The 12,019-nt window shown below is 43.4% G+C and carries 7 protein-coding genes; 5 read left to right on the forward strand and 2 right to left on the reverse strand.

Annotated elements, in window-relative coordinates:
* Positions 1–53: 53 nt before the first annotated feature.
* Positions 54–2,495: a DUF5916 domain-containing protein gene (locus ACHA99_RS09800; RefSeq protein WP_393942462.1), complete on the forward strand. Its 2,442-nt coding sequence runs from the start codon at positions 54–56 to the stop codon at positions 2,493–2,495.
* Between the two features lie 99 nt (positions 2,496–2,594).
* Here ACHA99_RS09800 and ACHA99_RS09805 read toward each other — a convergent pair whose 3' ends face one another.
* Both ACHA99_RS09805 and ACHA99_RS09810 read right to left on the reverse strand, forming a co-directional pair.
* Positions 2,595–3,716: a beta-ketoacyl-ACP synthase III gene (locus tag ACHA99_RS09805; RefSeq protein WP_028760965.1), complete on the reverse strand. Its 1,122-nt coding sequence runs from the start codon at positions 3,714–3,716 to the stop codon at positions 2,595–2,597.
* Positions 3,713–4,915 carry an RDD family protein gene (locus tag ACHA99_RS09810; protein WP_198572816.1) on the reverse strand — a complete coding sequence of 401 codons (1,203 nt, stop codon included), beginning with the start codon at positions 4,913–4,915 and terminating at the stop codon, positions 3,713–3,715. Before ACHA99_RS09810 ends, ACHA99_RS09805 begins: the two co-directional genes overlap by 4 nt.
* Positions 4,916–5,165: 250 nt before the next feature.
* Between ACHA99_RS09810 and cysK the strand changes: the two genes are divergently transcribed.
* The 4 genes from cysK (at position 5,166) to ACHA99_RS09830 (ending at position 11,969) form a co-directional block, all read left to right on the forward strand.
* A complete protein-coding gene (gene cysK, locus ACHA99_RS09815; protein WP_113940761.1) occupies positions 5,166–6,134 on the forward strand; it encodes a cysteine synthase A in 969 nt (322 codons plus the stop codon).
* A gap of 202 nt (positions 6,135–6,336) precedes the next feature.
* Positions 6,337–7,410 (forward strand): methyltransferase, encoded by a 1,074-nt coding sequence (locus ACHA99_RS09820; RefSeq protein WP_393942465.1) that lies wholly within the window; start codon positions 6,337–6,339, stop codon positions 7,408–7,410.
* Positions 7,411–7,562: 152 nt separating this feature from the next.
* Entirely contained in the window at positions 7,563–8,561 is a 999-nt protein-coding gene (locus ACHA99_RS09825; RefSeq protein ID WP_173244152.1) for a TDT family transporter, read from the forward strand.
* Between the two features lie 693 nt (positions 8,562–9,254).
* Entirely contained in the window at positions 9,255–11,969 is a 2,715-nt protein-coding gene (locus ACHA99_RS09830; RefSeq protein ID WP_393942467.1) for a TonB-dependent receptor plug domain-containing protein, read from the forward strand.
* The last annotated feature ends 50 nt before the right edge of the window (positions 11,970–12,019 follow it).

Consider the following 12,019-nt stretch of genomic DNA (forward strand, 5'->3'; position numbering starts at 1 on the left):
CGCAAACCTTGTAACAATTACTCGCTATTGTTAACTTCACGTTTTCTGGCAAAATGCGCGCCACGAATGTGTTATTTGAGTCTTTTTTGTTGAAATCAATCTTAGCCATCATCTTATCTAGTCTAGCTTTTCTACCTGTAACTTGCCTTGCTGGCTATGCCAGCCAATTTCAGTTAGCTATTCCAACACTTAACAGTGCTGCCAATATCGACGGTGAGTTGGACGATGCCATTTGGCAACAAGCCGCAGTCACAGAGCTCAAATACGAAACCCAACCAGGGGAAAACATTGCCGCATTAGTGAAAACCGAGGCGCGAGTCTATGCGACTAAAACCAGTCTTTTTGTAGCATTTACTGCCAAAGACATTAATCCCAAACTCATTCGAGCAACACTTAAGGACAGAGACAAGCTGTGGAGTGATGATTTAGTCGGAATTAAACTCGATACTTTTAATAATGCCCGTTTAGCATACCAATTTTTTATTAATCCCCTTGGCGTGCAATTAGACTCAATTGAAAACGAACTAACGGGTGAAGAAAGCGAAGCATGGGATGGTATTTGGAAATCCGCAGGCAAGATCACCGCCGATGGCTATCAAGTCGAAGTTGAATTACCACTGAGACTGTTCAACTTTGACGACAAGAAAAGCCTACAAGAATGGGGCTTTGAGTTAATTCGTTATTATCCACGCAATGAAAAACATCGCCTATCGACCCATAAGATTGACCGTAATACGAGTTGTCAACTTTGTCAGTTAGGTGTGGCTTCTGGCTTGGCGGGGGCAGAACAAGGACGGGATGTACAAATCACCCCGACTTTTATCGCCAACCGTAACGAACATAAACAGGCGGATGGCTGGGAAGCTGATAACAATCTCGAGCCAGGTGTAGACTTGCGCTGGGGCATTAATTCCAGCACCTTACTCAATGCCACCATTAATCCCGATTTTTCCCAAGTGGAATCCGATGCTGGCCAGCTCGATGTGAACAGCACTTTCTCCTTGTTCTATGATGAGAAACGGCCGTTTTTTTTGGATAATAAAGACTATTTCGACACACAGGTGAATCTGCTGCACACCCGCAATATTGTTGCACCTGACTATGGTATCAAACTGACAAGTAAGAGCGATGATCACACCTTAGCTCTGCTAGCGAGTAACGATAGCCAAACCACGTTTTTGGTACCGGGAAATTTAAGCTCAGAGGTTGCCTCGCTTGATCAAGAAAGTGTGAACCTTGCGGGACGTTATCGTTTCGACATGAGCAAAACCTTCTCCATCGGCGGATTACTTACCGCGAAAACAAGCAGTGACAACACTCACAATGGTACAGCAAATAACCCGCACTATGAGTTCAACAGCCAACCCGATTACCACAACTATGTCATTAGTCTGGATGCGAAATATCAACCAACACCACAGGACAGTTTCACTGCGCAAGTGGCCCAATCGGATACTCAGTACCCCACGGGAGTCTATCGTCAATTTTGCACTGATACTGAAAATGACCCTAGTAATGGGTTGCCCTGTGGCCAATCTCAGCTTGATTGCGAACTCGGTCACTGCCAGCTCAACGAACAAGTATTACGTAGCCAATCTGATAACCGCTTTGGCGGCAATTTATATCAGTTAACCTTTAAACACGAAGAGCGAAATTGGTTTGCTTACAGTGAATACAACGCAGTTGATCCAGATTTTCGTGCCGATTTAGGCTTTGTCGAAAAAATCGATTACCGCACCTTTGAGGCTGGTGCGGGTTTGATTTGGTATCCTACGGGCACCTTTAACAAGGTGGAATTAGCGGGAGATTGGGATATCACTCATAACCAAGCAGGCGAACGACTTGAAGAAGAGTATGAAGCCTACATCGAAATCCTCGGCGCATTACAAAGCGAAATCACCTTTGGTGTAGAAACCCGTGAACGTGTGGGCCCTCGCCGCGATGCTTCACAACTCACTATCGCCGGAAATAGTCAACTATATGATGAAACCCAAGTGTGGTTTTATGGCGCAGTAACCCCGTTATCGCCCCTGAGTATGGAGCTTGAAATGTACTACGGCGATGAAATTGATTTTATCAATGATAGGCTGGGCACTAAAACGCAAATGAACCCGAGTATCAATTGGAAAATTGCTAATGGACTTTCTATCGATATATCCCATCTTTATCAGCAAATGGATGTGGAACAAGGTGCACTTTTTACCGCGAATCTGAGCGATGTACGCCTCAACTGGCAATTCAGTCTACACAGTTTTATTCGCCTTTCTAGCATTTACACCCGGATAAATCGCAATGTGGCGCAGTATTTATATTCGGCGCCGCAGAGTGAGGAAGCGCATTTAGGCAATGAGCTCCTCTACGGTTATAAACTCAATCCGCAGAGTGTGTTCTACCTCGGATACTCTGATAGTTTACAGGCTAATGATGAGTTAAGCCGCCTGACGCGGGACGAGAAAACCTACTTTATGAAGTTAAGTTACGCATTGCTGCTATAAACAATCATTGCCTTAAACAGAAAGCAACTTAGGCAAACAACTGACATAAAAAGCCCACATCTTCCTCGATGTGGGCTTTTTATTATGGCGGTGAGAATCTTAGACCTTCTGCAGAATAACACTGCCAATAGAATATCCTGCGCCAAACGAACTCAATAAACCTAAATCGCCAGTCTTAAAGTCACCGGAAAACTTGTGAAATGCAATAACAGAACCCGCGGAAGCCGTATTGGCGTATTCATCTAGTACCACGGGCGCTTGTTCCGCAGACACATCATCCCCAAGCAACTTTCTCACTACAAACTGATTCATGTTGATGTTCGCTTGATGCAACCATAAACGCTTAAAAGACTGTGGCGTTAACGCTTGTTCGGCCAGATGTTCATCCAAATGCTGATAAATCATCGGCAACAGCTCTTTAAATACCTTGCGCCCTTGTTGGTGGAATAGCTTATCGGCTTGATGGGCCGCACTCGGATCGCAGCGGTTCAAGAAACCGAAATTACTGCGAATATTGTTCGAGTAATCGGTAAAACAGCGGCTTGAGAGGATCTTAAACACATGGTCAGACTGGGCTAAGCTTTGTTCTTCCAGTACCAGAGCCGTCGCCACATCACCGAAGATAAAATGGCTGTCACGGTCGCGATAATTCACCTGTGCCGAGCAAATCTCAGGGTTGATCACTAACACTCTTGAGGCAGAACCCGTAGCAATGGCATTAGCCGCGGCGACAATTGCAAACGTCGCCGATGAACACGCTACCTGCATGTCGTAACCATAACCCCGCGTACCTAGTGCACGTTGAATTTCAATCGCCATAGCAGGATACGCACGCTGAGTATAAGCGCAGGCAACAATCACTAAGTCAATTTGCTCAGCCTTGAGATTGGCATTCTTTAGTGCCATCAAGGCAGCTTCAAGGCCAATCTCAGCCTGCATCGATAATTCGTCACTGCTGCGCTCAGGAATCAACGGCATCATGACTTCGGGATCCAGAATGCCCTCTTTCACCATCACATATCTGTGCTTGATGCCGGAGGCTTTTTCAATAAACTCGCTCGATGAATAGGACAAAGCCGCAACATGGCCTTGCTCAATTAAGCCTGCATTTTCAAGATTGAAAATATCCACATAAGCATTGAAGCTCTCAACTAAGGCTTCATTGGAAATACTGTGGGGCGGCGTAAATAGGCCACTCCCCGAAATGACGACCTGTTTCATAAATGCTCCAAACGGGTACTGGTTGTAAGGTGAGCAGAGGATGCATCATCACTCGTAAGCACAGGTGCTAACTCATTTTGCCCCTGCGCTTGTTGCTCTAATCGTTGCTTTTTATGCATTTGCACTAAGTCTATCACGACTGTTGAAGATATTTTATCTTGGATCCCCTGCCGATTGGCATCCCAAAATATTTGCATAAAGCCAAGTAAGCCTGTGGTAAAGCCTGCGGCATAGCCACCATAACGGCCAAACGCGGCCCATAAACTGATGTTGGCACCATCGAGCTGGATCACCCGAATGCCCAGCATCTTCTTACCTAAGGTTTGACCATCAAATCGTGCAGTAAAGACGGTAAAGTAAAACGCTGCCCACCCAAAACCCAGCCCCATATCACTCAGAAAGCCTTTCACCCAAGCGACAACACTATGGCTTGTAGCTTCATCAACGGTTCTGAGGCGAGAATATTGCGAAGGGCTCACATTCACTGCATCAGCCACCGCACTTTGCGGCTGTACATCCGGCGAAATAGCTTGAATAGGCTGAAGTGGCTCAGGCGGAGAATCTGTTGTCGCCAACTCAACAGGAAGCGTAATAACAGGCCATAGGCTGCCATTAAGCACTTCCGCCTGTAACTTTTCACTGTCTATGGCAGGCAAACTACTGTTGGCTATGGTTGCTAGCACTATTTCACGTTGATCATTTTCTGTCATGCCCTTTGATCCTGAAGCATTTTTTATCGCTTCATGTAGGGACTGAACTTGAGTTTTACCACAAGCATAATTATTACACTGGCTCAACGACATCAATGCTGGTAGTGACGTAATGATTTGTTCACCTAATGCCAATTGTTGCTCTACTCCCTCACTGCTTTTAACGTCTGTTCCATTAAAATCAAACAGATTATTAGCGGTTGTCAGCAACATAAAAACCAACATCAAGGCATAAAGTCCCCACTTTAATAAACGACCAAACTTACGACTGCGCTTTTCAATCCAGATAATACTGACCACCAGCAAGACAAACATCCAATCCATCTGCTCAGCTAACACAGTGATCAGCAAACCATCAATCAGTATGGCTAACATCCGCTTCAACGGTGTCGCCAATGGGGTATATAACACGGCTGCTGCAATGGTAAATGCCTTTGGTGTTACCATCGTTTTTGGATCTTTACCCAGATCCATTTGTTGCTGCTTCATCTTTGCGCTTGTCCGATACGAGTGATAGGCTAGTTTTACGATTGAGACATCAAGAAGTTATCCCTGTTAATGCCACAATCTTTTTTATGTTAGCAAGAGGTTAACACAGTTAAACTGGCTGCCAATCAGGGTTTGCGAATAACAGCACACCCTTTAATAACCAAATCGAATAAAGAAGAACAAACAATCACTTCTAAAAGCGCCACAGCAGATTATGATTCAGTAGTGCCAACATAGGAGCAAGCAATCCATGAGCAAAATTTTCGAAGATAATTCATATACTATTGGTAATACACCGCTAGTACGTTTAAACCGTGTTAGCCAAGGTAAAGTGCTGGCCAAAGTCGAAGCCCGTAACCCAAGTTTCAGTGTTAAATGCCGTATCGGTGCCAATATGATTTGGGATGCCGAGAAGAAAGGTCTATTAACAAAAAATCACGAGCTGATTGAGCCGACATCAGGCAACACAGGTATTGCATTAGCGTATGTTGCCGCGGCCCGTGGCTATAAACTGACCCTGACCATGCCAAATACCATGAGTTTAGAGCGTCGTAAGCTACTCAAAGCTCTAGGCGCAACTCTCGTGCTGACTGAAGGCGCGAAAGGCATGAAAGGTGCGATTGATAAAGCGGAAGAAATTCGCCAATCGGCTCCTGAAAAATACATTTTATTGCAGCAGTTTAATAACCCTGCTAACCCAGAAATCCATGAAAAAACCACAGGTCCAGAAATCTGGAATGATACCGACGGTGAAGTGGATGTGTTTGTTGCCGGTGTAGGTACTGGCGGTACAATTACTGGCGTAAGCCGTTACTTGAAAAAAGTGGCCGGTAAGACCATCACCTCAGTTGCGGTTGAGCCAGCAGATTCCCCTGTTATAGCTCAAACCTTAGCGGGTTTACCTGTGCAACCAGGGCCGCATAAAATCCAAGGTATTGGTGCAGGCTTTATCCCAGGTAACTTAGATTTAGAATTGATTGACCGTGTTGAAGCTGTAACTAACGATGAAGCCATCGACATGGCCCGCCGCTTAATGCAAGAAGAAGGCATTTTAGTGGGTATTTCATCGGGTGCCGCCGTTGTCGCCGCAAACCGCATCGCTGAGTTGCCAGAGTTTGCAGGCAAAACCATTGTGGTGATTTTACCATCGGCAGCCGAGCGTTACCTATCTTCAGTCTTGTTCCAAGGCCAATTCGGCGACGAAGAAAACGTTCAATAAACGACGTTTTCTCGTCCTTAAAATACCCAGCTTTGGCTGGGTATTTTTATTTATGTCATTCCATTATTTAGATCTCGATTACAGAGCATAAACAAGTTACTGCTCAAGTTTGGATACAGCTCATAGTTCTTTGTATCTCAACTGGCTTTCACGGCTAACTTGGTTATAAAGAACGGACCCGCTCGCCAATTCATTCCTTTTTATGTCTTTTTACCGAACACCAAGTAACATCAGCGCCTTCAATGCGAAATTTGAAGCTCAAAAAATTGCCTTTGGCCCCATCAGCTTTCAAGTCGCCCACTGCCTACTCAAATTCGATGTGCTGGCTCAAATAGATAACGCGGCCGAGCATGGGATCACTGCAGCCGAGTTAAGCCAATCGACACCACTGAGCGAGTACGCCCTTGGGGTATTGCTGGATATGGGACTTAGCATGGGTTTAGTTTGGCAAAATGAAAATGGCTATGTGCTCGATAAAACGGGGCACTTTTTACTCCATGACGACATGGCAGCCATCAATCTTAACTTTGTGCAGGATGTTTGCTATCAAGGCCTTTTTAACCTTGATACCGCGCTACTCGAAGGCAAGGCCGCAGGACTTAAGGTGTTCGGTGACTGGAATACCATCTACCCTGCCTTAAAAGATCTACCACCCAAAGCGAAACAGAGCTGGTTTGCCTTCGATCATTACTATTCGGATCATGCCTTTCCACAGCTTCTGCCATTAGTGTTTGCCCATAAGCCAATCCATTTAGTGGATATAGGCGGCAATACGGGAAAATGGGCACTGAGCTGCTGTGATTATGACGCAAACGTTGAAGTCACGATTATGGATTTCCCGGGGCAACTAGAGGTAGCCACACAAAATGCACTCGCACGAGGTTTTGCAGCACGAGTGCATACCTTTGCCACCGATCTGCTGAACGACTCCCAACCCTTTGTCGAAGGCGCCGATACTTACTGGATGAGTCAATTTCTGGATTGCTTCTCAAAAAGCCAAATCCTGAGCATTTTACAACGCACGGCAAAGGCAATGACATCAAGCAGCCAACTCTTTATCGTCGAAACCTTTTGGGATAGACAGCCATCGGCCGCCTCCGCCTATTGCGTAAATGCCACTAGCCTCTATTTCAGCGCCATGGCCAATGGCAATAGCCGCATGTATCACTCTAAGGATTTATTGGCCCTGCTTCACCAAGCGGGACTGTATGTGGATGAAGACACAGACAATCTTGGCCTAGGGCACACGCTACTGCGTTGTAAACTCAAACCTTAAGTTTAATAGCAACATCAAAGTAAACAAAACTTATTCAATTAATAAAATTAATCAAATTTATTTATCATTGATACCCGCAGTACACTAAATACATCAAAACAGCGCCCCAAAAAAGCGATGTTAAGCATTGTCAGTATTGAGAGGTATTCAAAATGACTTCAAAACGCAAACGCTGGACATCCCACGCAGCTAAACTTCCCAGCCCTATGGCTGGGTTGGCACTGGCAATTGCCAGCTTAGGTTGGACATGGGAGAACATGACACCTTCACTTAATGGCGCAGGACAACTCACAGGTGCCATCATAGCCTCTGTGTTACTGTTATTGCTCATGGGTAAATTCATGCTTCATCCTAATATTTTAAAGGACGAGCTAAGCCACCCAGTGATTGGTAGTGTGATCCCCACCTTCGCCATGGGCTTGATGGTGGTGTCTAAATCACTCGGCGATTATTTCCCCCATGCAGGCTTAACTCTGTGGCTAGTCGCCATTGGTATCCATGTGATCTTCCTAAGCGCGTTTATCTACTTTCGCGCCATCGATTTTAAACTCGAGCACATGGTTCCAAGCTGGTTTGTACCACCGATTGGCATTATCGTCGCGGCGGTGTCTTTCCCTGTGTCTGATTACCAATGGTTAGCAAACGCCATTTTGGTTTTTGGAATGTTAGCCTACTTAATCATGCTGCCTTTGATGCTCTATCGCCTCATTTTCTGTCAGACGATACCTGATGCCGCTAAACCAACCATTGCCATTCTTGCAGCTCCCGCCAGTTTATCACTCGCGGGCTATCTGACTGTTTGTGAGCAGGCATCAATTCCCTTAGTCGCCTTACTACTGAGCATCGCCATTCTGATGACCAGCATCATCTACTTGGCCTTCTTTCACCTACTAAAACTGCCCTTTAGCCCAGGCTACGCAGCCTTTACCTTCCCTATGGTGATCGGTGCAACCGCCCTCTTTAAAACCGCAGCTTGGTTAACGCAGTTCAATAACATGGGTGAGTTAGCGATATGGATAAAATACTTAGCAGAATTCGAACTGGTAATCGCCACCTTAGTGGTTGCCTATGTCGCCCTACGTTATTTAGGACACTACTTTCCACTGCAATTTAACGTGGTAGAGCACAAATCAGTTCTAAATAGCAAATAAACAGAACAGATTTTTGTAAAAATAATTAACCATACAAATGAATTGTTCTCTCAAAAAACTAAACAATAAACCGAAAGCGAAGTGAATAGATATTCACTTCGCTTTTATATTTAAACAGTAAAAATTAAATAATCAGAAATAGCATTTGATTAGTTTTTATTCTTTACAACATTTCATTCCATAATTTTACTTCTAGCTTACTGACGCGGTGTAAAAATATCACCATACAAAATTAAACCGCATGAAAACCCTTATTGATAACACTCCTCAATCATCCAATCTAAAATATATGGAATGACAAACCATATCGTTATTAATTTTTACTTTTTCACATAAAATAGTTTCAAACTGTTATTGAAAACAACAAAATTAAAACACAATAAAACAAAACATTAGCAACAATAAAAAAACACAAAGAACCAATAATAAAAACAAAAAGCCAAATAAAAAACAAAACCCTCAGATTAAAACCTTATCAGCCACCGATTACACACACACCCTACTTATATCTGCATTTTAAAAAGAGAGTAAATAACAAATTTTAAACAAAACTCCAGCATGACCAATGTTGCACTTGTTATTTTCTTGTGGTTATATCCTGAACTCAATTAAATGAGAGCTTAATTCTTTACATAAGTAACCATTTAAGAAAAATAAAAAATAAACATACAACATGTGTTAAGGGAGAATAAAATGCGTGCAAATTCTACATTAGCCAAAGCCGTTCGCTTTGCATTAATAAGCGGAGCAGCTACTGCCGCGTTAACCACTTCGATAGTATATGCAGCTGAAGATGGTGCCAAAGTTGAACGTATTGAAGTAACAGGTTCACGTATTAAGCGTACCGATATGGAAACCGCAACCCCAGTTACAGTACTAAGTGCTGATGATATGGCAAAACAAGGTTTTACTAACGTACAAGATGCATTACAGAGCCTGACTTCAACAACAGGAGCAATGACAACTCAATCAGTACATGGTTTTACACCAGCTGCGTCATCAATCAGTTTACGTAATGCGGGTGCAAGCAGAACGCTAACATTGATTAACGGTAAACGTCTCAACCAATATCCTAAACCAGCAAGTGGTACAGACAACTTTGTTGATACCGCAAACTTACCAATGGAAGCAGTTGCTCGTATTGAGATATTACAATCTGGTGGTTCAGCAATTTATGGTGCAGATGCTGTTGGTGGCGTAGTAAACATTATTTTAAAAAGAGATTTTGATGGCGTCGCATTAAAATATCGACATGGTGATACTACTGAAGGCGGTGGTGGAAGCGATCGAATTGCGCTATCTCTGGGTTCATCTTCCGAACGTGGTAACGTCTCAACTTTCATCGAATTTACTGATACTGAGCGTTTGAATGCAACTGATAGAGCTGTTTTTGGATTAGATACAGACAAAGTACCTTATAGTAAATATTCACAATACAGCTCATATGGGGCTGGTATTACAGGTAAAAAACCTGCTGGTGGAACGATACCAAAAGGCCAACGTGTCCTAACTGCGAGTGAATGCGAAGCGGGCGGTTTTCTTTGGACAGGTAGCGCATGTGGCTTTGATCGCTCAAAGTGGCGAGATCTATCACCAGAAAGCACTCGTTTTATCAGTTCAACGAACTTTAACTATGAACTTGCAGATAATTTGAACTTTGTAGGACGTCTTGATTTTGCAGAAGCAAAATCAACAACACGTACCGAACCTATGGGTATCGATAACTACACAGTCAATGTTGCAGGAGACAAAGTAACTTTAGGTGTTGATTTAGATGATTCACTGACAAAAACATTCGACAAGAATACAGGTCTTGGTGGAGATTTTAAAAATGCCGAAAATGGTGACTACAACTATATTCGTCGTTTGCACGAATTCGGCAACCGCGCAGGAGAAACAAGTACCCGTAACTATTTCTTCACCGCGGGCTTGGAAGGCGTGATCGCTGATGATTATAGTTGGGATACATCCGTAAATTACGGCCGTACTAATGTGGATGTATTCAATAGTGGCTTTGCGACTGTTGGTGGATTATTTAATTATCTAGCTCAAGGCACTGACGGTAAATCACTGCTTGCGCCAATCAGCACAAATGATGTCAGCGGTATAGCGTACACTCCGTTTGAAAAAGCTCAATCAACTCAAAAAAATATTCAAGCAAATATCACAGGTCCAGCATTTGAACTGCCAGCAGGTTCAGCTGACTTTGCTTTTGGGGCAGAATATACCACTCAAGACTACTCATCAGAATCTGACTCAGAATCTGTTAAAGGCAATATTCTAAGCCGTGGTGGTTCATCAGGTGCTGGTGAGCGTTCATACTGGGCAACCTATATGGAATTAAAGCTTCCAGTTCTTGAGGACTTAACACTTGATGCGGCTTTACGTTATGACCGATATGATGATTTCGGTGGAAATTTGTCGCCGCAATTAACCGTAGAGTATCGTCCACTTGATGAATTATTAGTTCGTGGCTCTATCAGTAAAGTGTTCCGTGCACCAGATATGCATCGCGTATATGGAGATGCAACTAAAGCATATAGCAATATCATTGATTTTAAACAGTGCCAAGCTCTAGGTGGAACTCCATCTCAGAAAAATCCAGATCCAACACTGAACAAAATCTGTAATGAACTCAATATTGATATCACTACTGGTGCTAACAAAGATCTTAGCGCTGAAACAGGCTATACGGCCAACATAGGTGCTGTATATGGTGGCGATAGCTTAAATGCTTCACTCGATATTTGGGAGTGGAAACTGGATGACATGGTAAGTGACATCTCTGCAAGCAAAGCTGCTCGTGAATATGAAACTTATGCAAACATGATCACCCGTGACGCATTAGGTACTATTACTCACATTAATACCGTCGCACAAAACCTTGCTTATCAGAAAGTTCGTGGTATTGACTTAACCACTGGTTACGGATGGGATGTCGCTGACTTTGGTGAGTTAAAACTAAACTTTAATGGTACTTATATTCTTCTTTCTGAAGGACAAACAGATCCTACAGCAGCAATTGATGATGACATCGATGATGGTGGTTTACCGCAATATAAAGCCAATATCATTTTAGGTTGGTATATAAACGATTTTGAAACAACTTTAGGTGCTTACCACACAGCAAGAATGCATGGTGTTGGATATAAATCGTTTAAAAAAGCTGCATTAGATAAAGGTTTGGCATTCGATGAAAGTGCAAACGAAATTGCATCACAAACGAAGTGGAACTTAACATCGGCTTATAACATCACAGACGCAATTAAAGTGACTGGCGGTGTAATGAACTTATTTAATGCAGGACCAAACTTTGATCCAACAGATACAGCCTGGCCACACTATAACCGCTCATCATATGATGCGCGTGGTCGTGAATGGTTTATCGAAGGCGAAGTTAAATTCTAATATGGTGTTTATGAGTTAGAACCTAACCAAAAACGGCATCTTCGGATGCC

This window comes from Shewanella sp. S23-S33 (assembly GCF_043359565.1).
Taxonomy (GTDB): domain Bacteria; phylum Pseudomonadota; class Gammaproteobacteria; order Enterobacterales; family Shewanellaceae; genus Shewanella; species Shewanella oncorhynchi.

What these genes read in the sequence shown, in the direction of transcription:
- ACHA99_RS09825 (WP_173244152.1), top strand. Translation starts at nt 7,563, where the DNA reads ATGACTTCAAAACGCAAACGCTGGACATCCCACGCAGCTAAACTTCCC.
- ACHA99_RS09820 (WP_393942465.1), top strand. Translation starts at nt 6,337, where the DNA reads ATGTCTTTTTACCGAACACCAAGTAACATCAGCGCCTTCAATGCGAAA.
- ACHA99_RS09805 (WP_028760965.1), bottom strand. Translation starts at nt 3,716, where the DNA reads ATGAAACAGGTCGTCATTTCGGGGAGTGGCCTATTTACGCCGCCCCAC.
- cysK (WP_113940761.1), top strand. Translation starts at nt 5,166, where the DNA reads ATGAGCAAAATTTTCGAAGATAATTCATATACTATTGGTAATACACCG.
- ACHA99_RS09800 (WP_393942462.1), top strand. Translation starts at nt 54, where the DNA reads ATGCGCGCCACGAATGTGTTATTTGAGTCTTTTTTGTTGAAATCAATC.
- ACHA99_RS09830 (WP_393942467.1), top strand. Translation starts at nt 9,255, where the DNA reads ATGCGTGCAAATTCTACATTAGCCAAAGCCGTTCGCTTTGCATTAATA.
- ACHA99_RS09810 (WP_198572816.1), bottom strand. Translation starts at nt 4,915, where the DNA reads ATGAAGCAGCAACAAATGGATCTGGGTAAAGATCCAAAAACGATGGTA.